The organism is Nonomuraea sp. NPDC004702, assembly GCF_053601695.1.
This window is the reverse complement of record NZ_JBSGCE010000018.1, coordinates 1-23,383: the sequence shown is the minus strand read 5'-3', so window position 1 is coordinate 23,383 and position 23,383 is coordinate 1. Positions and strand designations below refer to the sequence as shown.

Here is a 23,383-nt window from a genome sequence, read left to right as displayed (position 1 = left end):
CGGGACGTCCCCGTCGGCCTCCGGCGGGATGCCGGCGGTCACAGGCGGTCCACCACCTTGGCCAGCAGCACGCCCATGCGGGCGGCCGTGGCGCGGCCCACCTCCAGGACCTCCTCGTGGTTGAGCGGCTCGCCGGACAGGCCCGCCCCCGGGTTGGTGACCAGGGAGACGCCGAGCACCTCCAGGTTCGCCTCGCGGGCGGCGATGGCCTCCAGCACGGTGGACATGCCCACCAGGTCGCCGCCGAGCGTGCGCAACATCCGGATCTCCGCCGGCGTCTCGTACGTCGGGCCGCGGAAGGCCACGTACACGCCGTCGGCCAGGGTCGGGTCGATCTCGCGGACCAGGGCGCGCAGGCGGCGCGAGTAGACCTCGGTGAGGTCGATGAAGGTGGTGCCGGTGATCGGGTTGGCGCCGGTCAGGTTGATGTGGTCGCTGATCAGCACCGGGTCGCCGACGTTCTGGGTCTCCGGCCGCAGGCCGCCCGCCGCGTTGGTCAGCACGACCGTGCGCACCCCCGCCGCGGCCGCCGTGCGCACGCCGTGGACGACCGCGTCGACGCCGAGGCCCTCGTACAGGTGCGTGCGGCCGAGGAAGACCAGCGCGTGCCGCCCGGACGGCGTGCGCACGACGCGGATCTTGCCGCCGTGCCCGGCCACGGCGGGGGCGCGGAAGCCGGGCAGATCGGTGAACGGGATCTCGGCCACGGTCTGCCCGATCGCGTCGGCGGCGGGGACCCACCCCGACCCCATGACGAGTGCCACGTCGAAGGTGTCGAGGCCGGCCGCGCCGGTCAGGGCGGCGGCGGCCTCTGCGGCCAGGGTGTATGCGTCGTTGCTCACATCTCAGTAGTTTAGGAGCAGCCTGTCCAGAACCCGCACCCCGAACTGCAGCGCGTCCACCGGCACCCGCTCGTCCACGCCGTGGAACATCGAGGCGAAGTCCATGTCGCCGGGCAGCCGCAGCGGCACGAACCCGAACCCGCGCACGCCCAGGTCGGCGAAGAAGGTCTTGTTGTCGGTGCCGCCCGACATGCAGTACGGCACCGCCCGCGCGGTCGGGTCCTCGGCCTTCAGCGCCGCGATCATCGACTCGACCAGCGCGCCGTCGAACGTCGTCTCCAGCGCGATGTCGTGGTGCACGAACTCGCGGCGCACGTTCGGCCCGATGAGCGAGTCGACGGTCTTGAAGAACTCCTCCTCGAAGCCGGGCAGGAAACGCCCGTCCACGACGGCCGTGGCCTGGCCGGGGATGACGTTCGACTTGTAGCCGGCGTCGAGCTGGGTCGGGTTGGTGGTGTGGCGCAGCGTCGCGCCGACGAACCGCACCAGCGGGCCGAGCTTGTCCAGCAGCGGGGCCGGGTCGTCCTCGTCGAACGGCAGGCCGAAGGCGTCGGCGACCTCGGTGAGGAACTGGCGCACGGTCGGCGTGTAGGTGAGCGGCCACTCGTGCCCGCCGAGCCGGGCCACGGCCTTGGCGACCTCGGTGACCGCGTTGTCGGAGTTGAGCATCGAGCCGTGCCCGGCGGTGCCGTCGGCGACCAGCTTCATCCAGGCCAGGCCCTTCTGGGCGGTCTCGATCAGGTACAGCCGCAGCGACGGGTCGACCTCCAGCGAGTAGCCGCCGACCTCGCTGATGGACTCGGTCACGCCCTCGAACAGCTCGCGGTTGTTGGCCGTGAGGTACTTGGCGCCGTACACGCCGCCGGCCTCCTCGTCGGCGACCCAGGCGAAGACGATGTCGCGGCGCGGACGGCGTCCCTCGCGCTTCATCTGGCGCAGCACGGCCAGCATCATCGCGTCCATGTCCTTCATGTCCACGGCGCCGCGGCCCCAGATGTAGCCGTCCTTGACCTCGCCGGCGAACGGGTCGACCGACCAGTCGGCGGCGTTGGCGGGCACCACGTCGAGGTGGCCGTGGACGAGCAGCGCGGGCAGCGACGGGTCGGTGCCCTCGACGCGGGTGACCACGTTGCCGCGGCCCGGCTCGCTCTCGACGTACGTCGCCTCGATGCCGACCTCGTCCAGCCTGGCCATGACGACCTCGGCCGCGGCCCGCTCGCCGGGGCCGCTGCCGTCCCCGTAGTTGCTGCTGTCGACGCGGATCAGCTCCACGCACAGGTCGGCGACTTCGTTCTCGGCAGGTGTCATGGCGTCTTCTCCAGGGTGAGCAGTCCGGACTTGTGGAGGTGACCGCGCTTGTACGCGCGGGTGATGAGGGTCAGATCGCTGTCGGTGATCTCGTCGAGCCGGCCCAGCACGTCGGTCATGAAACGATAGAGGTCCGCCTCGTGGGCCACCGCCACCTGCACGATGAGGGAGTGGGTGCCCGAGGTGGCGGCGCAGTAACGCACGTTGGGGTGCTCGGCCAGGCGCCGGCCGGTCTCGCCCAGCCCGTACGGCCGCACCTTCAGCCAGAGCATGGCCTCGACCTCCAGCCCGAGCAGCGCGGGCTCGACCTCGGCGCGCGGCAGCAGTAACCGGCGGTCGATGAGCGAGCCGACCCGCCGGCGCGCGGTCGGCACGGACAGGTCGAGCCGTTCGGCGATCGTGGTGAAGGCGGCCCGGCCGTCGGCCGCCAGCAGCTCGGCGATCTCCTTCTCCAGCGGCGACAGGCCGTCCTCGTCGGGCAGGTCGGGGGGCGGCGGCGCGGGGCGCAGCTCGGCCACCTCCCGCTCGGTGAGGAAGGGCGCGTGCCACTCGGCCACGGTGGTGAACGTGTGCAGCACGACCTGGGTCTGCGTCTGGAGCACGCCGTCGATCTCGCTGATGTCGTGGGCCAGGATGGTGTGCAGATCCTGCCGGGACGGCGGCACCAGCTCGCAGGCCAGGTCGGCGGCCCCGGTCAGCGCGTAGACCGACCGCGTGTCGCGCCGGTCGGTGAGCGATCTGGCCACCTGGGCCGCCGTGCCGGGCCGCACCTGGACGTGCAGGTGCGCGGGGCGGCCGTGGCCGGTGCGCAGGTCGTCGTAGATCGCGGTGACGCGGACGACGCCGTCGGCGATGAGCCGCTGGAGCCGGCGGGCGACCGTGCGTTCGTGCTCGCCGACCGCCCTGCCGATCTCGCCCCACGAGGCCCGCGGGCTCACCTGCAGCGCGGCCACGAGCCGCCGGTCGAGAACGTCCACCTGCAACCGCTTCCGTGTCGGGTTTGTAAATAATTGCCCAGACATTTGACTGTTTCGGTCTTCCGAATGCACAGTAAGCCATCACTCCACGTGTCAGCAAAAGGAGCACATGCCGTGTCGACCTCCCCCGTCGTGCAATCGCCGCTCGGCATACCGAAGAGCAGGGTCCGTCAGCTCATGGCGGCCAGCATCGGCAACGTGGTCGAGTGGTACGACTGGTACGCCTACACCTTCCTGGCCACGGTCTTCTCGGCGCAGATCTTCCCCGACAGCTCCGGCAACAGCCTGGTGCCGCTGCTGAGCTCGTTCGCGGTGTTCGCGGTGGGCTTCTTCATGCGGCCCCTGGGCGGCCTGCTGGTGGGCGCGTTCGCCGACCGGTACGGCCGCAAGTCCGCGATGACCTTCACCATCATCCTGATGGGCGGCGGCTCGCTGCTGCTCGGCCTGACCCCCACCTACGAGGCCGTGGGCCTGCTGTCGCCGGTCATCCTGACGCTGGCCCGGCTGATCCAGGGCCTGTCCGTGGGCGGTGAGTTCGCCGCCGCCACCACGTTCCTCGTCGAGTCGGCCCCGCCGCGCCGCCGCGGCCTGTTCTCCTCCTTCCAGTACGTCAGCACCACCATCGGCCAGCTCATCGCCTCCGGCCTGGCCGCGGTGCTCACCTCGACGCTGGTCAAGGAGGACATGAGCTCCTACGGCTGGCGCATCCCGTTCCTGGTGGGCGCGCTGCTCAGCCTGGTCGGCCTGTGGATCCGCAAGGGCGCCGACGAGACCTCGGCCGTCGCCGAGGAGATCCAGCGGGGCGAGGTCAAGCGGCCGGGCATGTTCGAGTTCCTCAAGCACCACCCGAGGTCCGCGCTCACCATCGTCGGCATCACGATCGCGGGCACCGTCGCCTACTACACCTGGACCAGCTTCCTGCCCACCTACGCGCAGATCACGGTCTCCTTCGACAAGGCCGAGTCGCTCCAGGTCGGCACGATCTCGCTGGTGTTCTTCATGCTGCTGCAGCCGCTGCTCGGCCTACTGTCGGACAAGATCGGGCGCAAGCCGATGCTGATCGCGTTCGGGCTCGGCTTCCTGATCCTGCCGGTGCCGCTGCTCGGCCTGCTCACCGACTCCTTCGCCAGCCTGCTCGTCGTGCAGATGATCGGCATGGTGTTCCTGGGCTGCTTCACCTCGGTCTCGGCCGCGGTGAACTCGGAGCTGTTCCCGACCCGGGTGCGGGCGGCGGGGGCCGGGTTCCCGTACTCGCTGACCGTGGCGATCTTCGGCGGCACCGCGCCGCTGATCGGCACCGCGCTGCAGAAGGCCGGCAACCCCGGGATGTTCCCGTGGTACATGTCCGCCCTGGCGCTGATCTCCACGCTCGTGTACGTCTTCGTGCTGCGCGAGACCAAGGACGAGCCGCTCCGCTAGGGCGCCGAGGTGCAGGGGCGCTCCCGAAGCTCCTTGACGTAGTCGTCGGGGGCGCCCGCGCGCTCGGCCGCGTCGGCCAGGTTGCACAGGTAGCGGGCCGAGGGCAGGCCGCCCTCGTAGCCGTCGAGCACGTAGAACCAGGCGACGACCTCGCCGTCGAGGGTCTGCACCCGCAGCCGCACCTTGTGGTAGGCCCCGCGGACCGCGCCCTCCCACTGGTCGAGCGAGGTCTCCTCCCACTCGGGCACGTCGTAGAGCACGACGAAGACGTGCTCGTCGGGGTCCTCCACGATGGTGGCGATCGAGCTCTCCCACTTGCTGTCGGTGCGGCCGAAGGTCAGCCGCCAGCCGGTCAGCCAGCCGACACCCCAGATCGGGGAGTGCGGGGCGCGCATGGCCATCTGCTCGGGGTCCATGTTCATCCCGTAGGAGGCATAAAGCCGTAGATCATTCGGCTTCCCTGATTGATCCGAAAGCCACGCCACGATCCACCCCTCTCGCCGGGTGCCGCTCGTCATCCAGCTACCGCGCCATCCTGCCACGCTGACCCGGCGTGTCGGTCCATCAAGCCGGGCACGGAAGGCCCATGTGTCCCCCATGTCCGCCGGAGCGTGATCCCGTCATGGGCCGGTTGCGGCTTCCGGGGGCACGTGCGGGAGAATGGGACACGTGACGAGGATCGTGATCATTGGTGGCGGGCCGGGCGGCTACGAAGCGGCGCTGGTGGCCGCCCAACTAGGCGCACAGGTCACGATGGTCGAGCAGGACGGGCCGGGCGGGGCCTGCGTGCTCACCGACTGCGTGCCGTCCAAGACGCTGATCGCCACCTCCGTCCGCAAGCAGGCCCTGCTCGACGCGCCCTCGCTCGGCGTGTCGTTCTCGGGCGGCCCCGACGGCGACGCCGGCGTGGTCGGCGTCGACCTGCCGCTGGTCAACAAGCGGGTCAAGGAGCTGGCCCAGGCCCAGTCGGCCGACATCGCGACCCGGGTCGAGGCCGAGGGCGTCGAGATCATCAAGGCGCGGGGGCGGCTGGTCGATCCGCAGGTCGTGCGCGCGGGCGACCGTACGATCAGGGCCGACGTGGTGCTCGTGGCCACCGGCGCGACGCCGCGCGTGCTGCCGGGGGCCGAGCCCGACGGCGAGCGCATCCTCACCTGGCGGCAGCTCTACGACCTGGAGGAGCTGCCCGAGCACCTGATCGTGGTCGGCTCCGGCGTGACCGGCGCGGAGTTCGCCGGCGCCTACCGCTCGCTCGGCGCGGAGGTCACGCTGGTCTCCAGCCGCGACCGGATGATGCCCAACGAGGACGCCGACGGCGCCGAGGTCCTGGAGGAGGTCTACCGGCGGCGCGGCATGAACGTCATGGGCCGCTCGCGCGCCTCCTCCGTCAAGCGCACGGCCGACGGCGTGGTGGTGACCCTGGAGGACGGCCGCACGGCCGAGGGCTCCCACGCGCTGATGACGGTCGGCATGGTCCCCAACACCGGTGGCATCGGCCTGGAGGAGGCCGGCGTGCAGCTCGACCGCAACGGCTTCGTCAAGGTCGACAAGGTCTCGCGCACGTCCGCGCCCGGCGTCTACGCGGCCGGCGACTGCACCGGCGTGCTCATGCTGGCCTCGGTCGCCGCCATGCAGGGCCGCATCGCCGTGTGGCACGCGCTGGGCGAGGCCGTCCAGCCGCTGCGGCTGGCCACGGTGGCCTCCAACATCTTCACCGACCCCGAGATCGCGGCCGTCGGCGTGGCGCAGCGCTCGATCGAGGCGGGCGAGATCGACGCGAACGTGGTCAAGCTGCCGCTGGCCACCAACGCGCGGGCCAAGATGCAGGGCTTCAACGACGGATTCGTCAAGCTGTTCTGCCGCCCCCACACCGGCATCGTGCTCGGCGGCGTGGTCGTGGCGCCGCGCGCCTCGGAGCTGATCCTGGCGGTGTCGCTGGCCGTGCAGCAGCGGCTGACGGTCGACCAGGTCGCCCACTCGTTCGCGGTCTACCCGTCGCTGTCGGGCTCGATCACCGAGGCGGCCCGCCGCCTCATGCAGCCCGAGGCCGCCATCGGCATCTAGCCGCCCCCTCCTCAACGCGCGAAGCCGTGCGGGTCGTCCTGACCCGCACGGCTTCTTGCTGTCCGCGCTTGCTTCCGCGCCCGTTGGATAGTAGTGTTATCCAAGATCGGATAACGGTACTATCCAATGAGGTGCTCCGGTGACGGTGATCGTTCTTTTGGTGGCCACGTTGGGCTTCCGGCTGCTGGGCGCGCTCGGCGTGCGGCGGTTCGGCACGTGGCAGGTGTCCGTGGCGCACGGGCTGGCCGTCATGGTGGTCATGACGGGAAGCGCGCACTTCGTCCCTGAAGGGGTGACCTTCATGCCGAACCACGGCGACCTGGTGCGCATGGTGCCGCCCTTCGTGCCGTTCCCCGCCGCCGTGGTCCACCTGACCGGCGTGCTGGAGCTGGCCGGGGCGATCGGGCTGGTGCTGCCCGCCACCCGCCGGGCGGCCGGGATCTGCCTGGCCCTGCTGTTCGTCGGCCTGCTCCCGGCGAACGTCTACGCGGCGGTCTCCGACGTGCCGTTCGCGGGCGGGGAGGCCACGCCGCTGTGGGAGCGCGTCCCGGAGCAGGTGCTGTACATCGCCGCGGCGCTCTTCGCCGCCTGGCGGCGGGCCGTGGTCGTCCGGGAGGGCGTGCGGCCCGTGCCCGCCGCCCGCTGACCCGTCGTCGCCTTCGCGGGTGGGCCGGTCAGGGCTTCCAGGCCGGGTCGCGGCCGATCAGGCCGAGCAGCCGGTCGAACGGCGGGGCGTCGTCCGGCACCGCCACCGGCGGCCCGAACGCCCCCCTCTGCCGGCCCATCTCCACCGACTGCTCCGTGAACCCCAGCGCGCGGGCGACGGCGTCGGCGTCGGGCTCGTACGCCTGGTCGGTGGCCCTGGCCAGGTCCCAGCCGTGCACGACCATGTCCACCAGCCACAGGTGGGCCACCATGGTCATCGGCAGGCCGCCCAGGGCGGCGCACGTGCCCTCCCACGCCTGCGGCCGCGACCAGGCGGCCAGCATGCGCTCGGCGCGTTCGGGGAAGTCGCCCGCGTACGGGCCCTGCTCGGTGCGCTCCCCGCCGTGCGCCAGCGACGCGAACATCTCCGCCACCCACTCCAGGTGGTTGACCAGCGCCTTGACGTCGAACTCCGCGCACGGCGTCGGGGACCCGAACTGCTCGGGCCGCACGGCGGCCACCAGGCCGGCGGTCCGGTGGGTGGCCCGGGTCATCAGCGGCATCATGTCTTCCATGGCAGACATGATGTCCCGCCTGCCTCGGGCGCGGCTTGTAGAAACGCGACAGCGCGGCTGGGTCAACCCCTACGCGGGGCTGGCCGCCTTCGACTTCGCGCGCCAGGCGCCGTCGCCGGAGCTGGCGGCGTACGTCGACCACTTCTGGGTCGTCACCTGGACCGACCTCGCCGAGCCGTACGAGCAGCGCATCGTGTCGCACCCGACGGTGAACCTGACGATCGCCCAGGACTTCCACCGGATCGCGGGGGTGATCGACGGCGGCTTCTCGTACACGATGCGGGGCACCGGCCGCGCGCTCGGCACCCGCTTCCGCCCCGGCGGCTTCCGGACGTTCCTCGGCGGCCCGGTGTCCGAGCTCACCGGCCGGTTCGCGGAGATCGGCGAGATGTTCCCGGCCACCGGCCCGGCGCTGGTCGAAGGCGTGCTGGCCGAGCCGGACCCGGGGGCCGCCATCGCGCTGGTGGAGGCGTTCCTGCGGGCGCTCGGGCCGGCGCCGGACCCGTCGGCCGAGGAGGCCGCGGCCCTGGTGGGGCTGGCCGAGGACGACGTGACCGTGACCAGGGTCGACGAGCTGGCCGCGCGGGCGGGCCGGTCGGTGCGCTCGCTGCAACGGCTCTTCCGGGACTATGTCGGCATCGGCCCCAAATGGGTGATCCGCCGCTTCCGGCTGCACGAGGCCGCCGAACGCGTGCGGCAGGGCCTCGACCTCGCCACGCTCGCCGCCGAGCTGGGCTACACCGACCAGGCCCACCTGACCCGCGACTTCACCGCCGCCGTCGGCGTGCCGCCCGCCGCCTACGCCCGGCTCAACGCCCGCGCCTGACGCGTCACCATTCGCGGGTGGCGATCAGCTCCTCGACGTCGGCCTCCGGGAAGCCGTAGGTGGTGGCCACGAACCAGAACTCCTCGGCGATCGCCTCGCGCGCGACGGTCTCGATCTCGCTGCCGGCCTCGTGGAACTCCTCGTCGAGCGCGTTGAACTCCTCCGTGGCGGCATGCGTCAGCGCGTAGAGGGAGGCCAGGTCGCCGGGCCGCTCGGTCTCGACGCGTTCGCACAGCCGCAGCAGGACGGCCCTGCCCTTGTCGACGACGTGGTCGGGGTAGTAGCCGTCGGCGTAGAGGGCCTTGAGGAAGGCGTGGCCGATCACCTGCGGATGCGTGGGGGACAACCCGATCTCCATTTCCGTGCGGACGCGGTCGGACGGCTCGATCATGCCCGCCGCCACCGACAGAATCCGCCGGACGCGCCCAGGTCAGCGCATCAGCTCGTACGCCGCGTACGCCGTGATCCCGTACGCGAGGTGCGGGACGACGTCGGAGACCCACGCCCCCGCCGGCCACTCGCTCGGATGGGTGACGTCGAGCAACGTCAGCGGCACGTTCGAGCCGGACATGGCCAGAGCGGTGAGCGCCAGCACCCCGACCGGCCACGACCTGCGCCGCCCCGACAGGAACCCGTAGGCGATGGCCGAGGCGATGCCGGTCGCGTACCCCATGAGCGAGCCCAGCGCCTCCGTGCGGTTGGCGGCCCGGTCGCCCTCGCCGAGGTCGGTGTGCGTCAGGCCGGACAACTTCGCCACGGCCTGCCGCGGCGTGCTGCTGGCGGCCCGCGCCCGGACGAGCATGTCCAGGTAGGAGACGGTGTTGAGCGCCGTGGTGCCCGCCGCTCCCGCGATCAGTCCCTTGACGAGTGTGTGCATGCCCTGGCCGCTACCCCGACCGGCCCGCCCGTCACCCGCGCGCCGGACTGGGGGACCGGCGCGCGGCCTTCGGGCCGTACCGTGGCAGGGTGAGCGCCGATGGAATGTCCGCCGCGCTGTCGCCGTACGTGACGACGCTGGCCGCCTACGACCTCGGGCCCGGTTCGGGCGGGGTTCATCGCGGGCTGCCGTCGTCCACGCTGTCGGTCACGATCCCCGAGGACGGCCCGGTCGACATCGCCTGGATCGGGCGGCCGGGGCCGGGTCGGCGGCTGCGCGCCGCGGTGGCCGGGCTGCACCTCGACGCGGCCGAGCTGCGGCAGCCGGCGGGCACGCGCGGGGTGTGGCTGACGCTCACCCCGCCGGGCGCCGCCGCCCTGCTGGGGGTCCCCGCCTCGGCGCTGGCCGGGGAGGTGGCCGACCTCGCCGACGTCGTCCCGGCGCTGGCCGACCTGCCGGAGCGGCTGGCGGGCTGCCGGTCCTGGGCCCAGCGCCGCGCCCTGGTCGAACACCGTCTGCTCGCGGGGCTGGCCCGCCACGGCGACCGCGCCGCCCGCCGCGCCTCGCGGGCCACGCTCGCGGCCCTGTCCGGGACCGCCCGGGTCGAGGAGGCCGCCCGGCTGCTCGGGTGCTCGCGGCGGCACCTGAGCGGGGCGGTGCGCGGCGAGTTCGGGGTGACGCCGAAGGAGTACCAGCGGCTCGTCCGCTTCGAGGCCGCCCGGCGCCGGCTGGTGGCCGCCGCACGCTCCGGACGGACGGCGCTCGCGGAGGTGGCCGCCGCCTCTGGCTTCGCCGACCAGGCGCACCTGACCAGGGAGTGGCGCGCGATGGCCGGTTGCACGCCCACGGAATGGCTACGCGCCGAAGGCCCGCCCGCCCCGCCTCCTCCAGTTCCACACTGACCCCCGGGCCTGCGGCGCCCGCCGTGGTCCGTGCCCATTTGTTCAAGACCCAGGCCGCCGCGCGCCGCCACGATGGCCGCATGGACCTGCATTTCGTTCCTCGCCTCATCGTGCCCGACCCTGACCGGGCGTCCGCCTTCTACCGGGATGCCCTGGGCAGCGAGGAGGTGTTCCGCGCCGCGCCGGGCGACGACGGGCGGCCCACCGTCATCGAGCACCGCCTCGGCGGCGCCGCGTTCCGGGTCTCGCCCGCCGTCGCCGACTGGGGCTGGCTCTCGCCGGACGACCTGGGCGGCTCGCCGGTGCTCCTGGAGATCGTCGTCGCCGACCCGGACGCCATCGGCGAGCGCATGACCGCCCAGGGCGCGCGGACGGTCGTGCCGATCGAGAACCGGCCCTACGGCCTGCGCTCCGGCCGCCTCCGCGACCCGTACGGCCACCTGTGGATCCTCACCGGCGACCCGCGCTGAGGCGCGCCGGGCGGCGCGGTGGCCCTTTTTTCCCGCAGGTCCGGCCTGTCATGCTGCTCGGCATGGAGGACATGGCTCAGGCGCACGTCCGCATCCGGCCCTACCGCGAAGAGGACCGTCCGGGGGTGCTGGCGCTGGCGCCCCGGCTGGCGGAGGGGGTCGCGGCCTGGCGGGACCCCGGCGCGGCCGTACGGGCGGCGGAGCGGTGGCTCGCCGGGTCCGTCGCCGCGGCGGAGGAACGACGGGGAGCGGTCTTCGTCGCCGTGCGCGGCTCCCGGGTGGTCGGCGTCGTCTCGGTGGACCGGCAGCGGCACTTCACCGGCGACGAGGACGCCTACGTCGGCGAGCTGGCCGTCGCCCCGGACGCCGTCCGCGCGGGCCTGGGCCGCCGGCTCATGGCGGCGGCCGAGGACTGGGCCCGTGACCAGGGGCTGCGCCACCTCACCCTGGAGACGGGCGCCGCCAACACCACAGCCCGCCGGTTCTACGCCGCTCTCGGCTACACGGAGGAGAGCGTGCGGCTGGCCCGGTCGCTGGACCGCGCCGTCCAGACCCGGCTGAGCTGAAGCACGCTGCCGGCGAACAGCAGCACGCCCAGCGGCACGTGCAGGGCCGTCACATGCGCGATGCCCAGCGCGACCTGGGCGCTGACCAGCACCAGGAACCCGGCCGCGGGCATGATCGGCTTCGGCGGGCCGCCGCCCGGCCGCCACGCCAGGATCGCGGCCACCAGGTGCAGCACCGCCACGACGAACACCGTGTACGCGGCGGCGCTGTGCAGCGGCTGCCCGTTGGGCACCGACAACAGCAGCCCGGCGGTGACCGGCGCGGCGAACAGGGCCAGGGTCTGCAGAATGATCGCGACACGCAGCAACATGGGGTACTCCTCGACCGCCGGGTGACGGCGGTCCGCTTCTGGGGCTTGCCTTCGAGAAGTCCGACGACGTGACCGCCGGAAATGTGAGGTGGCGCGGTGACCTCACATCCGGGCGCGCCGTCTCGTCGGACACACTAGGGCAAATGCGACTAAGGGAGTCGTCCACATCATGACCACCGCACCCGACCCCGGCCTGGACGCGATCATCAGCGAGCGCCGGCAGCTCATCAACCTGGCCTACCGCCTCCTCGGCTCGCTGGCCGACGCCGAGGACGTCGTCCAGGAGACCTACACCCGCTGGTACGCCATGTCACCCCGGCAGCAGGAGGCCATCGAGTCGCCGGGCGCCTGGCTGACCAGGGTCGCCGGGCGCATCTGCCTCGACGTGCTCGGCTCGGCCCGCGCCCGCCGCGAGCGCTACGTGGGCGAATGGATCCCCGAGCCGCTGCCCGACCGCACGGAATGGGCCGGCGACGACCCCGCCGACCGGGTCACCCTGGACGAGTCGGTCAACATGGCCTTCCTCGTCGTGCTGGAGTCGATGACGCCGGCCGAGCGGGTCGCGTTCGTCCTGCACGACGTCTTCCGCTACCCCTTCGCCGAGGTGGCCACGATCGTCGGCCGCACCCCGGCCGCCTGCCGCAAGCTGGCCTCCTCCGCCCGGCACCGCATCGACGCCGCGCGGACCTCGGTGACGCCGGCGGCCCGGCAGGCCGGCATCGTCCGCGAGTTCAAGCAGGCGTGGGAGGCCAAGGACATCGACGCCCTCATCGCCCTGCTCGACCCCGGCGTGGTCGGCGTCGCCGACGGCGGCGGCGTGGTCAACGCCGTGCTGCGGCCGATCGAGGGCGCCGCGCGGGTGGCCCGCTACGCCGTCGAGATCGCCACCAGGGCGCCGGCCATGACGCTGCTGGAGCGCACCGTCAACGGCCGCCCCGGCCTGGTGGCCCAGCGCGACGGGGTCACCGTGATGGTCGTGGCGTTCGACGTGGCGGAGGGCCGGATCAAGCGGCTGTGGGCGGTGCGCAACCCCGACAAGCTGCACCCCTGGACGGCGGCCTGACCCTCACATTCCCGGACGCTGCGTCGTCGGACCGCCGAGACAGGATTCGCAGAAGAAGGGAAGCCGATGTCCACGACGACCGAGCAGGAGAACCTCCAGTCGCGTCTGCCCGATCCCTCCAGGTTCTTCCCCGAGCTGGGGGAGATCGCGGTGGCCATGACCAAGGCCACCCGCAACGGCGCGATCCCGGGGAGCACCGTCGGCCTGGTGCAGCTGCGCGCCGGGCAGATCGTCGGCAGCACGTACCACACGGTCCGGCAGGCCGACCTGCTGCGCCGGGCGGGGGAGCCGGACGAGCGCCTGGCCGCCGTGGCGTCGTGGCGGGACGCCCCCTACTTCTCCGACGCCGAACGGGTGGCGCTGGAGCTGGTGGAGGCCGTCCTCACCGCGAACCCGGCCGGGGAACGCGTCCCCGACGAGCTGTACACCAGGGCGGCCGCCCACTACGACGACAAGGCCCTGTGGACGCTCGTCCTGGCGATCAGTCAGATCTGCTTCTTCATCCCCGTCGCCGTCATAGCCAAGCCGATCCCCGGCAGGCCCCCCGGCAAGAACTACACCGGCTGACGCCGGGCGGCTACGCGACCGGGACGGCGGTCCCGGCGAGCAGGCGGCCGACCTCTTCCCGGTCGGCCTTCCTGCCGTATCCGGCGAACTGGAAGGTCTCCTCCTTCAGGAACTCCGCCCAGTGTTCGAGCACGAACGCCCGTCCGGCGGCCACGTCACCGGGCGGGGGAGCCTTGTCCAGGAAGCCCCGCTGCCACGGCGCGAACTCCAGGAACTGGGAGGCGTGGGCCAGGCACGCGTCGAGCTTGGCCGTCAGCACCGAGGACACGTCCACCACCACGTCGGGCCGGTGGACGGGGGCGGAGGCGTAGTCGGTCATGAGCAGGCACACCGGCATGCGCCGCAGGGCCGGCTTGCCCACCTCCAGGTTGCGCGTCATCGCGAACTCGACCGCGTGCGCGGCCAGTTGCCCGGCGGCCCGGTTGTCGGGGTGGCCGCCGCCGTCGGCGTGCAGGGCGATCACCAGGTCGGGCCGCCAGGCGCGGATCTGCGCCAGCACCCGCAACCGCAGCTCGACGGTGGGTTCCAGCATGCCGTCGTGCACGTCGAAGATCTCGTAGTCCACCACGCCCAGCGCGTCGGCCGCGCGCCACGCCTCCTCGGCGCGGCGGCGCGCCAGCGGGCCGCGCTCCAGCTCGTGGTGCCCGGCGTCGCCGTTGGTGAGCGTCAAAAACTTCACCGCGTGGCCGGCCTGTGCCAGCAGCGCGGCCGTGCCGCCCGCGTAGATCTCGGGCTCGTCGGGATGAGCGGCGATCACGAGGGTTCTCAACATGTGCGTCCTTAGGGGTTGGATTCACCGGTACGACCGGCCGTACCGGCTTGGAAGACCCGCTCGCGGGTCAGGTCCAGGGCGTAGCTGAGAGCGCCGCCGAGCACGGCGTTGCCGTTCACGGCGCTGAGGGCGACGGTCACCGGCACCAGCGGCGTCGAGGCCAGACGGTCGGCGACCCGCGCCCTGAGCGGCTCGCCTCCCGCGACGCACAGCGGCCCGGCCAGCACGACCAGGCCCGGGTCCAGCACCCCGATCGCGGCCGTCACGCCGAGCGCCACCCGCGCGGCGGCGTCGTCCAGGAAGCCCTGGGGGGCCTCGGCCAGCGTGCGGCTCACGGCGGTGAGCGTGGGGTCGCCGGGCAGGCCGTGCGCCTGCGCCAGCGCGGCCAGCGGCTCGGCCCCGAGCAGCGCGCCGAGCGGGCCGCCGTCCTGCCCGTAGCGGCGGCCGGTGGTCACCGGGTCGGGCACGATGACCGAGCCGACCTCGCCGCCGCGCCCGGTGACGCCCCGCCAGAGCGCGCCGTTGAGCACGACTCCCGCGCCGACCCCGCCGCCCACCCAGAACAGCACGAAACTGCTGTCGTCGTGCTCCTGGAGCTCGCGGATGGCGACCAGGTTGACGTCGTTCTCCAGGCGCACGTTGCCCGGCAGGTCGTCCAGGCCGGACCAGCCCGACAGCTGCACGGCCTGCCGCAGCCGCCGGCCGTCGGCCTCCACCACGCCCGGCACGCCCACCACGACCTGGTCGAGCCGGTCCAGCTCGAAGCCGGCCGCGGCGACCGTCTCGGCCAGCAGCCGCCGGGCGTCGCCGGTCGCCTCGGTGCGATGGGTGCCGAGCACCCGGCCGGTCAGGTCGGCGACCGACACCTCGATCGAGCTCGTGGTGAGATCGACCCCCGCGACGCGCGCGGCCGAGCCGTCGAGCTGCCACATCTGCGCGGCCGGCCCGGCGTTGCCCGGCTTGAGGCCGGCCTTCCTGGCCAGCCCGCTGTTCTCCAGCCTGCGCAGCACCTCGGCCGCCGACGCCTTGGACAGGCCCGTGTGCAGTTCCAGCTCGGCGCGGGTGAGGCCGCCGTGCTCAAGGAGCAGGGTGAGCGCGGCGCGCTCGTTGAGCGTGCGGAAGACGGTGGGGTTTCCTGAAGACATTCCTACTTCAGCGCTCCTGAGGTCAGCCCGGACTGGATATGTCGCTGGAAGACGATATAGATCAGCACGACGGGAAGCACCGTCATGCTGAGGGCGGCGAACAGTCCGGGCCAGTCGGCCTCGTACCCGGCGATGGTGGAGATGTCGGCCACGCCCTGGGTGATGACCCACAGGCTCTTGTCGCCGGGCAGCAGGACCAGCGGGATGAGGTACTGGTTCCACTGGCCGAGCACGTTGAAGATGGTCAGGCTGACCAGCGCCGGGCGGGCCATGGGCAGCATGACCTGGAAGAACGTGCGGGTGTGCGAGGCCCCGTCGATCATCGCCGCCTCGGCCACCGCGTCCGGCAGCGCCCTGAAGAAGGACGTCAGGAAGAACACCGTGAACGGCAGCGAGTAGGCGACGTAGACCAGGACCAGGCCGACGTGGCTGTTGAGCAGCCCGAGCCCGTCCACCACGAAGAACAGCGGCACGAGCGCCAGGAAGACCGGGAATGCCATGCCGGAGACGAACAGGAAGTAGACCAGCCGGTTGCCCGGGAAGCGGTAGCGGGCCAGCACGTACGCGGCCATCGAGCTGAGCAGCATCGTCCCGGCCACGCCGAAGAAGACGACGATGACCGTGTTGAGCAGGTAGCGACCGATGTTGGCCCGCTCCCAGGCCCGCGCCCAGTTGTCCCAGCGCAGCTCGCCGGGCAGTTGCAGGGCGTCGCCGAAGATCTCGGCGTTGCTCTTGAACGAGGCCAGCAGGGTCCACAGCAGCGGGGCGATGATGAGCAACGCCCAGAGGCCGAGAACAGCCTGGATGCTGATTTTTCGGAACATTTCAGTAGACGACCTTCTGGCGGCGGGTCACGCGCAACGTCAGCGCGGCGAAGGTGAGGGTCAGGAAGAACAGCGCCACGCCCATGGCCGAGGCGTAGCCGAACCGGGAGTAGGAGAAGGCGTTCTTGTAGATCTCCGTGGCCAGCACGGTGGTCGCGCCGTCCGGCCCGCCCTGCTCCACCGACAGGACGTTGACCAGCGCGAACCCGTCGAACGCGGCGATCCCCAGATAGACCCAGGCCACCTGGACGGTGTCCCACACCAGGGGCAGCGTGATGGAGAAGAACGTGCGCAGCCGCCCGGCGCCGTCGAGGGCGGCCGCCTCGAACACGTCCTTCGGAATGGCCGCCATCCCGGCCGAGAACAGCACGACGTAGAAGCCGACCGCCTGCCACACCATCACCGCGATGATCGACCACAGCGCCAGGTTCTGGTCCGTCAGCCAGCCGACCGGCTCGACGCCCAGCTTCGCCAGCGCGCCGTTCAGCACGCCGCTCGCGTCCGGCCGGTAGACGGCCTTGAACAGCACCCCGACCACCGCGACCGCCAGCACCTGCGGCAGGAAGAAGATCACCCGGTAGAACCGGGCCCCCGGCGTGCCCGCCGAGTCGCCGAGCAGGTACGCGAAGACCAGCGCGAGCGCGATGGTCGCCAACGGCAGCGCGACCAGCAGGACCGCGTGGTTGCGGACCGCCTGCCAGAACGTGTCGTTGCCGAGCATCCGCCGGAAGTTGTCCAGGCCGACGAAGTTCAGGTTCGCCGACACCCCGCGCCAGTCCGTCAGCGCGATCTGGAACGCCTGGACGTACGGGCTGATCACGAACACCGCGTAAAGGACCACGGGCAGGGCGAGGAAGCCCGCGACGAAGCCGTGCCGCCTCATCGCTCAGACGCTCCTGGTCTGCTTGGCGATCGCGGAGTCCGCCTTGAGCTCGTCGGCCTTCTTCTGCATGTTCGCGCAGAACTGCTCGGGCGTGATGCGTCCGGACATCACCGAGTTGGTCTGGACCTGCCCGTGGTCGAACAGCTCCTTGTACCAGCCCTCGAAGCGGGCGTCGGTGATGATGTTCGTCCCGGCCGCCTCCTGGGCCTTGGCCGCGCTGCGCACGGCCGAGGTCAGGTCGAGGCCGTCCACCACGCCGTTGACGACGGTGAGGTTCTTGGTCAGCTCGGTGTAGCCGCGCGCGCCCTCCCGCGACAACATCAGGCGCAGGTACTCCAGGCCGCCCTGCGGGTTCTTGCCCTTGGCCGCCACGAAGAACGCCTCGCTCACCCCGATCATGATCGCCTCGTACGGCATCGCGTCGGCGGCGGTGATGCTGGGCACCGGGGCGATCGCGTACTCGAACGAGGCCGGCCGGTCCTTGGCCATCTCGTTCTCCAGCCAGGAGCCGCAGGGGTAGAACAGCACCTTGTCCTGCAGGTGCTTGACCTGTGTCTGGGTGTGGTCGAGCCCGAAGTACGCCTTGTCGCCGAAGTCGCGCTGCACCTGCGCCCACGCCGCGACGGCCTGCCGTACGGGCTCGGCCTGCCAGGCGCCGTCGGCGAGGTTGTCGATGTCGACGATCACCTTGTTGCCGCCGATCTTGGCGGCGCTGTAGACCAGGTTCCAGAGCTGGTAGAACGGGCCGACCTGGCCCGGGTAGGCGAACAGCGCGATGCCGGCCTTCTTGGCCTCCTCGCCGAGGGCGTTGAACTCCGCCCACGTCTTCGGCGCCTGCCAGCCGCGCTGGTCGAACAGCTTGGCGTTGTACCACAGGGCGCGGTGGGCGACCGTGTACTGCAGCACCCGGGGCACGCCGTCGATCAGCGAGTTCTCGTAGACGCCGCCGACCAGGGTGTCGCGCACCTTCTTGGCCGGGTCGGCCAGGGAGGGGGCGTCGAACAGCGGCGTCAGGTCGGCGAGGTGCCCCTCGGCGACGAGCGACTGCAGGTCGAGGGCGTCGGGGCCGGAGTTGTTGACCACGTCGGGCGCGTCGCCGCTGATGAAGCGGGGGCGCAGCTGCGTGCCGACCTTCTGGGTGGGCACGTGCTTGATCTTGGCGGTCTTGTACGCCTTGCTGTAGAGGGCCTCGTGCAGGTCGGTCGCGTAGCCGTCGCCGTTGCCGCCGCTGAAGATCACGACTTCCAGCTGCCTGGCGGCGTCCACGCCGAGGGGGTTGGCGGCCGAGGTGGGCGCGGCCGAGGTGGAGGCGACCGGAGCGGCGGAGCGGCCCGTGGCGCACGCGGCGAGCAGCCCTGCGCCCGGGCCCGCCGTCAGGGCGGTGAGTCCGATACGTCGAAGAACCTCACGTCGGCTGGGGTTGGTGGACATGGGGGGCCTCCTTGACCGCCAACCGTCCGGATACTTTCCAGACGGTTGGCGGCTGACTTTAGACTTACCGCTCCACGTGCGTCAACACCTCTCTAGAACTGCGCTCGGATTCTCAGGACGCTGCCCGGACCTTCTGGAACTGCGCTCGAAGGTGAGCCTTGGCCTCCTCTGACGCCCCGATGCGGTCCAGGCCGTTCAGCGCGGCCCCGACGATCGGCGGCTGGTCCGGGATCACCTGCTTGGCCAGCGGAGCCCGTACGGCGAACCGCTCCTCCAGCATCGCGACCAGCAGCGGGATGCGCGCGTGCAGCACGCCTCCGCCCAGCACGACCTCCGTCGGCGTCTCCAGCAGGTCCAGGCGGCGCAGGCACACCTCGGCCATCACCACGATCTCGTCGGCCAGCCGGGTGACCAGCTCCAGCGCGATCGCGTCAGCCGACGCGGCGGCCTCGAACACCTTGGGGGCGAGCGCGGTCAGGTGATGCCGCTCGATCTGCCCGAAATGCACCCCGAGCACCACCTCCTCGACCGTCCGCGTGCCGAAGTGCTCCTTGATCAGGCCGGCGAGCGCGGTGGGGGCGCCCCGGCCGTCCTCGGCGCGGATGGCGTGCCACAACGCCTCCTCGGCCAGGCCGCCGCCACCGCCCCAGTCGCCGCTGATCCGGCCGAGCGCGGGGAAGCGGGCCACCCCGCCCGTGGGCGAGACGCCGACCGCGTTGATGCCCGCGCCGCACACCACCGCGACGCCGCTCGGCCCGGACGCCCCCGACCGCAGCAGCGCGAAGCTGTCGTTGCCCACGACGACGTCGGCCGCCATCCCGCGGGCGCGGAACTCGGCCGCCAGGGCCTCCTCCTCCACCGGCAGGTCGGCCCCGGCCAGGTAGGCGTAGAGCTGGTCGGCGTACGGGGGAGCCGCCGCCGGTCCGAGTGCCCGTCGCACGGCCTCCTCCACGACGTCCACGGCCGCCGGCACGCCGACGGTCTGGGGCTCGAACGGCCCGCCGTCGCCCTGGGCCAGGATCGTGCCGTCGCCCGAGAGCACGACGACGTGCGTCTTGCTGTTGCCCGCGTCCACGGCGATGATCACCATGGCAGGTACCGCTCGTTCGCCGCCAGCAGCAGGCCGGTCAGCTCGTCCGCGACGGCCTCCTGGCCGATCAGCGGATGGGCCAGCAAGGCGTTGCGCACCCGGTCCGCGCCGCCGTGCAGCGCCGCGTCGAGCGCCAGTTCCTCGTACGCGGAGACGTTCGCGATCAGGCCCGCGTACAGCGGCTCCACCGGATCGACCGGCAGCGGCGCGGCCCCGGACGCCGAGACCCTGGCCGGGACCTCGATGACCGCCTCGTCGCGCAGGAACGGCAGCGTCCCGTCGTTGCGGGTGTTGACCACCTGGACGTCGCCCCGGTCGCCGAGCAGCGAGGCGATCAGCGCGACGGCGGCCTCGGAGTAGTAGGCGCCGCCCCGCTTGTCCAGCAGGTCCGGCTTGGTGTCCACGGCCGGGTCCGCGTACAGCTCCAGCAGCTGCTGCTCCATCGCCGCGACCTCGGCCGCGCGCGACGGCTTGGCCCGCTGCTCGCTCACCACCAGGTCGTGGGCGTAGAAGTAGCGCAGGTAGTAGGACGGGACCACCTGGAGCCGGCGCAGCAGCCCGACCGGCAGGCCGATGTCGTCGGCCAGCTCCTGCCCGTGCTCGGCGAGCAGCCGCGGCAGCACGTCCACGCCGTCGACCACGACCGACCGCTCCCACGTCAGGTGGTTGAGCCCGACGTGCCCGAGCGCGACCCGCTCCGGCGGCACGCCGAGGTGCCGGGCGAAGCGGCGCTGGAACCCGATGGCCACGTTGCACAGGCCGATCGCGCGGTGCCCGGCGTCCAGCAGCGCCCTCGTGACGATGCCGACCGGGTTGGTGAAGTCGACGATCCAGGCGTCGGGGGCGTGGGCGCGGACCTGCCCGGCCAGGTCGAGCACGACCGGGACCGTGCGCAGGGCCTTGGCGAGACCGCCCGCGCCCGTCGTCTCCTGGCCGACGCAGCCGCACTCCAGCGGCAGCGTCTCGTCCACGTTCCGCGCGGCCTGGCCGCCCACCCTGAGCTGGAAGAGCACGGCGTCCGCGCCCGCGACGCCCTCGGCCACGTCGGCGGTGGCGATCACCTTCGCCGGGTGCCCGGCCCTGCGCAACATCCTGCGGGACACGCCCGCCACCAGGTCGAGCCGCGTGGCGTCCGGGTCGATCAGCGCGATCTCGGTGAGCGGCAGCTCGTCGCGCAGCCTGGCGAAGCCGTCGATGAGCTCGGGGGTGTAGGTCGAACCGCCCCCGATCACGGCGAGTCTCATGTGCAACTCCTCAATTAGGAAACTTTCCTAACCGCCGAACCTACCCGACCGCCTCCGATCCGACTCCTCCCACCCCGTTCCCGGAAATTTCCGCTCGCCATGTAGAGAGCCCGGCATCGGCTCCGACTCCCTGGCGAAGGCGCCGGACGGGCGCCATGGAGAACAGGAGACGAACCAGGATGAGCAAGGTCACGTGCGACATGGGGATGTCCGTCGACGGCTACGTGGCGGGGCCGAACCAGAGCCTGGAGCAGCCGTTCGGCGACGGCGTGGGCGACCGGCTGCACGAGTGGATGTTCGCCGAGCCCGAGAAGCACGCCGAGGTCATCGAGGCCATCACGGCGGCCGGGGCGTTCATCATGGGCCGCAACATGTTCGACCCCGGCCGCGGCGCCTTCGACCCGAACTGGACCGGCTGGTGGGGGGAGGAGCCGCCGTACCACGCGCCGGTGTTCGTCCTCACCCACCACCCGCGCGAGCCGCTGCCCATGAAGGGCGGCACGACGTTCCACTTCGTCACGGACGGCATCGAGGCCGCCTTCGCCATGGCGCGGGAGGCGGCGGGGGACCGCGACATCGCCATCGCCGGCGGCGCCGCCACCGTCAACCAGTACCTGGCCGCCGGCCTCATCGACGAGCTCCGCCTGCACGTCGCGCCGGTGATCCTCGGCCGCGGCGAACGCCTCCTGGCCGACGCCGGCGACATCACCCTCACCCCCGCCGCCCCGCCCACGGGCACCGCCCTGGTCACGCATCTGACGTACCGGGTGGTCCGCTAGCGGTCGTTCTTTCCAGGTCGGCCCAGACGACGCGGTGGCCGTGCGGTCCGGCGACGTGCGTGCCGCTCCTGACCGACAACGCGGCCACCAGGCCGAGGCCGCGACCTGACTCCCGCAGGGACCCCGCGTCCAGCGGGACGAAGCGCGGTTCCCGGTCCGCCGTCCCGGGGTCGACCACTTCGAGGTGTACGAATCCGTCCCCGATCCCGAGCAGCACCATGACCCAGTCGCGCTCGGGGCCCGGCGGCACATGCCGGACCGCGTTGGTGACCAGCTCTGATACGACCGTCAGGGCGTCGTCGCGAACCAGCGAGTCGACGGCCGCCAGCCAGCGCCGAATCGTCTGCCGACTTTCTCCGGGAGCTCGGTCATCGCGCCGCAGCGTCAAGCCTTGGTAGGTGTGGCAAATTGACATGGTTTCACCCCAAAGCCAATCGGGAGGTTCTGGCGGCCGTTTCTCGCGACAGAAACACTGTCGCCCGGATCAAGCATGAACGGTTACATGCTTCCGCGGCGCACCGGGCTGGCGAAACTCGTCCGACAAAGCGCTACACCCGCTCTGTATTGATTGTCGGAAGAATGTCGCAGTAGCCTGCCGTGAAGCCTCCCCTTGCTCTTGATCTGCGGAGAAGCCATGACTGTCGATGTTGGCGACCATTTGTCGCCCAGAGCGCGTTTTGCCCGCGACCTCGCGGAGCGCCGTAAAGCGGCTCGAATGACACAATCCGCGCTCGCATTGCGCATTCTCTGTCATGAATCGCTCGTCAGCCATGTCGAGAAAGGCCGCCGGGTTCCCACGCTGGAATTCGCGCGCGAGGTGGACAAAGCGTTCGGCACCGACGGCCATTTCACCGGCCTCCACGAACGCATCTCCCAGTCGCCCGCTCTGGGCTGGTTCGCACGGTGGGTCGAGGAGATCGAACCGCAAGCCGTCATCCTGCAATCCTGGGATCCGCTGTTGATCCCCGGCATCCTGCAGACCGCCGGCTATGCCCGCGCGATCTTCTCCGCCGCCACCCCGCCGGATCGCGTCGAAGAGCGAGTTCAGGCCCGCATCCGGCGCATGAGAATCTTCGACAGCGATTGCCCTCCGGCCTTCCTCGCGCTCATCGACGAAGGAGTCCTGCATCGCCCGATCGGAGGCCGCGAAGTCCTGGCGGAACAGCTCCGCTACCTGCTGGATCTCACCTGCCATCCCCGCATCACCATCCAGCTGGTGTCGGTTGCCGCCGGTTGCGTGGCGGGCACCATGAGCGCGTTCGCGCTGGCGCCGTTGCGTGACGGTGCGGAGGTGGTCTCCGCCGACTCGGTCCTCTCCGGTCATGTCACTGGAGATCACGACGCGGTCCGGCGTCTCAGGCAGAGGTATGACACCATCAGAGCGGACGCACAGCCGAAGAACGTCACACCACGGGCGATTGAGGATGCGATCAAAAAATGGACCCAGTAGACCTCGGCGGAGCGGAATGGCGTAAGTCCAGCGCCAGCGGCGACAACGGGCAGTGTGTCGAGGTCGCGACCAACCTCCCGGGGATCATCGCCGTCCGTGACAGCAAGAACCCGCAGGGCCCGGCGCTGATCTTCACGCCTGCGGAGTGGCAGGCGTTCTTGCACGGCGCCAACCAGGGCGAATTCAACATCTGAGGCAGGCGTCTGTCGCTTCGGAGTCGGGTTCGTCCGAGGGGTGCGGGGACCGGTAGGTCCCCCCGGGGGGTGGGGGGGGGTGGCCCCAACGGGAGAGCGGGGGGGGGGGGAAGAGTGTTGGTAGGGGGGTGTAGATAGAGGGGGGGGGCGGGGCAAGAA

Annotated in this window: 28 protein-coding genes; 12 read left to right on the top strand and 16 right to left on the bottom strand. The window is 71.7% G+C overall.

Going from position 1 to position 23,383, the window contains the following annotated elements:
• Window positions 1-38: 38 nt before the first annotated feature.
• From ACWEJ6_RS22965 to ACWEJ6_RS22955, 3 genes are read right to left on the bottom strand one after another with little or no spacing between them, the layout of a single operon-like run.
• Window positions 39-842: a purine-nucleoside phosphorylase gene (locus ACWEJ6_RS22965; protein ID WP_352361985.1), complete on the bottom strand. Its 804-nt coding sequence runs from the start codon at window positions 840-842 to the stop codon at window positions 39-41.
• A 3-nt stretch (window positions 843-845) separates the two neighbouring features.
• Window positions 846-2,150, bottom strand: coding sequence for a M20/M25/M40 family metallo-hydrolase (locus ACWEJ6_RS22960; RefSeq protein WP_358282414.1), 1,305 nt, complete (start codon window positions 2,148-2,150; stop codon window positions 846-848).
• Window positions 2,147-3,127: an Lrp/AsnC family transcriptional regulator gene (locus ACWEJ6_RS22955; protein WP_352361981.1), complete on the bottom strand. Its 981-nt coding sequence runs from the start codon at window positions 3,125-3,127 to the stop codon at window positions 2,147-2,149. The genes ACWEJ6_RS22960 and ACWEJ6_RS22955 overlap by 4 nt, the downstream gene beginning before the upstream one ends.
• Before the next feature lie 114 nt (window positions 3,128-3,241).
• On the opposite strand from ACWEJ6_RS22955, the gene ACWEJ6_RS22950 reads away from it, so the two are divergent.
• Window positions 3,242-4,546, top strand: a complete 1,305-nt coding sequence (locus ACWEJ6_RS22950) for an MFS transporter (RefSeq protein WP_358282416.1) — start codon at window positions 3,242-3,244, stop codon at window positions 4,544-4,546.
• Here ACWEJ6_RS22950 and ACWEJ6_RS22945 read toward each other — a convergent pair.
• On the bottom strand, window positions 4,543-4,968 hold the full coding sequence (locus tag ACWEJ6_RS22945; protein ID WP_387669057.1) for a gamma-glutamylcyclotransferase: 426 nt from the start codon (window positions 4,966-4,968) through the stop codon (window positions 4,543-4,545). The genes ACWEJ6_RS22950 and ACWEJ6_RS22945 overlap by 4 nt on opposite strands.
• A gap of 247 nt (window positions 4,969-5,215) precedes the next feature.
• Here ACWEJ6_RS22945 and ACWEJ6_RS22940 point away from each other — a divergent pair, with 247 nt between their 5' ends.
• Window positions 5,216-6,610: an NAD(P)H-quinone dehydrogenase gene (locus ACWEJ6_RS22940; protein ID WP_352325471.1), complete on the top strand. Its 1,395-nt coding sequence runs from the start codon at window positions 5,216-5,218 to the stop codon at window positions 6,608-6,610.
• A gap of 139 nt (window positions 6,611-6,749) precedes the next feature.
• On the top strand, window positions 6,750-7,256 hold the full coding sequence (locus tag ACWEJ6_RS22935) for a DoxX family protein (RefSeq protein ID WP_452426017.1): 507 nt from the start codon (window positions 6,750-6,752) through the stop codon (window positions 7,254-7,256).
• Between the two features lie 28 nt (window positions 7,257-7,284).
• Here ACWEJ6_RS22935 and ACWEJ6_RS22930 read toward each other — a convergent pair whose 3' ends face one another.
• Window positions 7,285-7,830 carry a TIGR03086 family metal-binding protein gene (locus tag ACWEJ6_RS22930; protein ID WP_452426015.1) on the bottom strand — a complete coding sequence of 182 codons (546 nt, stop codon included), beginning with the start codon at window positions 7,828-7,830 and terminating at the stop codon, window positions 7,285-7,287.
• On the opposite strand from ACWEJ6_RS22930, the gene ACWEJ6_RS22925 reads away from it, so the two are divergent.
• Window positions 7,829-8,656 (top strand): AraC family transcriptional regulator, encoded by an 828-nt coding sequence (locus ACWEJ6_RS22925; RefSeq protein ID WP_452426013.1) that lies wholly within the window; start codon window positions 7,829-7,831, stop codon window positions 8,654-8,656. The genes ACWEJ6_RS22930 and ACWEJ6_RS22925 overlap by 2 nt on opposite strands.
• A 4-nt stretch (window positions 8,657-8,660) precedes the next feature.
• Here ACWEJ6_RS22925 and ACWEJ6_RS22920 read toward each other — a convergent pair whose 3' ends face one another.
• Together ACWEJ6_RS22920 and ACWEJ6_RS22915 are read right to left on the bottom strand one after the other, a co-directional pair.
• Complete coding sequence (locus tag ACWEJ6_RS22920) at window positions 8,661-9,047, bottom strand: DUF5713 family protein (RefSeq protein ID WP_364326098.1); 387 nt, start codon at window positions 9,045-9,047, stop codon at window positions 8,661-8,663.
• 39 nt (window positions 9,048-9,086) lie between these two features.
• Window positions 9,087-9,533 carry a hypothetical protein gene (locus tag ACWEJ6_RS22915; RefSeq protein WP_364326095.1) on the bottom strand — a complete coding sequence of 149 codons (447 nt, stop codon included), beginning with the start codon at window positions 9,531-9,533 and terminating at the stop codon, window positions 9,087-9,089.
• 89 nt (window positions 9,534-9,622) lie between these two features.
• Between ACWEJ6_RS22915 and ACWEJ6_RS22910 the strand changes: the two genes are divergently transcribed.
• The 3 genes from ACWEJ6_RS22910 to ACWEJ6_RS22900 all read left to right on the top strand — a co-directional run bounded on the left by ACWEJ6_RS22910 (window position 9,623) and on the right by ACWEJ6_RS22900 (window position 11,471).
• Window positions 9,623-10,435, top strand: a complete 813-nt coding sequence (locus ACWEJ6_RS22910) for a helix-turn-helix domain-containing protein (RefSeq protein WP_452426010.1) — start codon at window positions 9,623-9,625, stop codon at window positions 10,433-10,435.
• 80 nt (window positions 10,436-10,515) lie between these two features.
• Window positions 10,516-10,905, top strand: coding sequence for a VOC family protein (locus ACWEJ6_RS22905; RefSeq protein WP_452426008.1), 390 nt, complete (start codon window positions 10,516-10,518; stop codon window positions 10,903-10,905).
• 62 nt (window positions 10,906-10,967) lie between these two features.
• Window positions 10,968-11,471 (top strand): N-acetyltransferase family protein, encoded by a 504-nt coding sequence (locus tag ACWEJ6_RS22900; RefSeq protein ID WP_452426006.1) that lies wholly within the window; start codon window positions 10,968-10,970, stop codon window positions 11,469-11,471.
• Here the strand turns inward: ACWEJ6_RS22900 and ACWEJ6_RS22895 are convergent.
• Window positions 11,405-11,782 carry a hypothetical protein gene (locus tag ACWEJ6_RS22895; protein WP_452426004.1) on the bottom strand — a complete coding sequence of 126 codons (378 nt, stop codon included), beginning with the start codon at window positions 11,780-11,782 and terminating at the stop codon, window positions 11,405-11,407. The two genes, ACWEJ6_RS22900 and ACWEJ6_RS22895, sit on opposite strands and share 67 nt — an antisense overlap.
• Before the next feature lie 169 nt (window positions 11,783-11,951).
• Between ACWEJ6_RS22895 and sigJ the strand changes: the two genes are divergently transcribed.
• Window positions 11,952-12,845: an RNA polymerase sigma factor SigJ gene (gene sigJ / locus ACWEJ6_RS22890; RefSeq protein ID WP_452426002.1), complete on the top strand. Its 894-nt coding sequence runs from the start codon at window positions 11,952-11,954 to the stop codon at window positions 12,843-12,845.
• 66 nt (window positions 12,846-12,911) lie between these two features.
• Entirely contained in the window at window positions 12,912-13,412 is a 501-nt protein-coding gene (locus tag ACWEJ6_RS22885; protein WP_452426000.1) for a carboxymuconolactone decarboxylase family protein, read from the top strand.
• Between the two features lie 10 nt (window positions 13,413-13,422).
• Here ACWEJ6_RS22885 and ACWEJ6_RS22880 read toward each other — a convergent pair whose 3' ends face one another.
• The 7 genes from ACWEJ6_RS22880 to ACWEJ6_RS22850 all read right to left on the bottom strand — a co-directional run bounded on the left by ACWEJ6_RS22880 (window position 13,423) and on the right by ACWEJ6_RS22850 (window position 20,801).
• Window positions 13,423-14,184 carry a PIG-L deacetylase family protein gene (locus ACWEJ6_RS22880; protein ID WP_452425998.1) on the bottom strand — a complete coding sequence of 254 codons (762 nt, stop codon included), beginning with the start codon at window positions 14,182-14,184 and terminating at the stop codon, window positions 13,423-13,425.
• 8 nt (window positions 14,185-14,192) lie between these two features.
• Complete coding sequence (locus ACWEJ6_RS22875; protein ID WP_452425996.1) at window positions 14,193-15,329, bottom strand: ROK family transcriptional regulator; 1,137 nt, start codon at window positions 15,327-15,329, stop codon at window positions 14,193-14,195.
• A 2-nt stretch (window positions 15,330-15,331) separates the two neighbouring features.
• Entirely contained in the window at window positions 15,332-16,153 is an 822-nt protein-coding gene (locus ACWEJ6_RS22870; protein ID WP_358282444.1) for a carbohydrate ABC transporter permease, read from the bottom strand.
• Window position 16,154: 1 nt separating this feature from the next.
• Window positions 16,155-17,036, bottom strand: coding sequence for a carbohydrate ABC transporter permease (locus ACWEJ6_RS22865; protein WP_452425993.1), 882 nt, complete (start codon window positions 17,034-17,036; stop codon window positions 16,155-16,157).
• A gap of 3 nt (window positions 17,037-17,039) precedes the next feature.
• Complete coding sequence (ngcE, locus tag ACWEJ6_RS22860; protein ID WP_358282445.1) at window positions 17,040-18,467, bottom strand: N-acetylglucosamine/diacetylchitobiose ABC transporter substrate-binding protein; 1,428 nt, start codon at window positions 18,465-18,467, stop codon at window positions 17,040-17,042.
• A 112-nt stretch (window positions 18,468-18,579) separates the two neighbouring features.
• Entirely contained in the window at window positions 18,580-19,557 is a 978-nt protein-coding gene (locus ACWEJ6_RS22855) for an N-acetylglucosamine kinase (protein WP_452425991.1), read from the bottom strand.
• A complete protein-coding gene (locus ACWEJ6_RS22850; protein WP_452425989.1) occupies window positions 19,551-20,801 on the bottom strand; it encodes a 6-phospho-beta-glucosidase in 1,251 nt (416 codons plus the stop codon). The genes ACWEJ6_RS22855 and ACWEJ6_RS22850 overlap by 7 nt, the downstream gene beginning before the upstream one ends.
• 179 nt (window positions 20,802-20,980) lie before the next feature.
• On the opposite strand from ACWEJ6_RS22850, the gene ACWEJ6_RS22845 reads away from it, so the two are divergent.
• Window positions 20,981-21,580, top strand: coding sequence for a dihydrofolate reductase family protein (locus ACWEJ6_RS22845; protein ID WP_387669026.1), 600 nt, complete (start codon window positions 20,981-20,983; stop codon window positions 21,578-21,580).
• Here the strand turns inward: ACWEJ6_RS22845 and ACWEJ6_RS22840 are convergent.
• Window positions 21,549-21,968 carry an ATP-binding protein gene (locus ACWEJ6_RS22840; RefSeq protein ID WP_452425986.1) on the bottom strand — a complete coding sequence of 140 codons (420 nt, stop codon included), beginning with the start codon at window positions 21,966-21,968 and terminating at the stop codon, window positions 21,549-21,551. The two genes, ACWEJ6_RS22845 and ACWEJ6_RS22840, sit on opposite strands and share 32 nt — an antisense overlap.
• Before the next feature lie 246 nt (window positions 21,969-22,214).
• Here ACWEJ6_RS22840 and ACWEJ6_RS22835 point away from each other — a divergent pair, with 246 nt between their 5' ends.
• The gene (locus ACWEJ6_RS22835) at window positions 22,215-23,030 is read left to right on the top strand and encodes a helix-turn-helix domain-containing protein (protein WP_452425984.1); all 816 of its coding nucleotides are present in this window, start codon (window positions 22,215-22,217) and stop codon (window positions 23,028-23,030) included.
• Window positions 23,018-23,224, top strand: a complete 207-nt coding sequence (locus ACWEJ6_RS22830; protein WP_452425982.1) for a DUF397 domain-containing protein — start codon at window positions 23,018-23,020, stop codon at window positions 23,222-23,224. Before ACWEJ6_RS22835 ends, ACWEJ6_RS22830 begins: the two co-directional genes overlap by 13 nt.
• Window positions 23,225-23,383 lie beyond the last annotated feature (159 nt).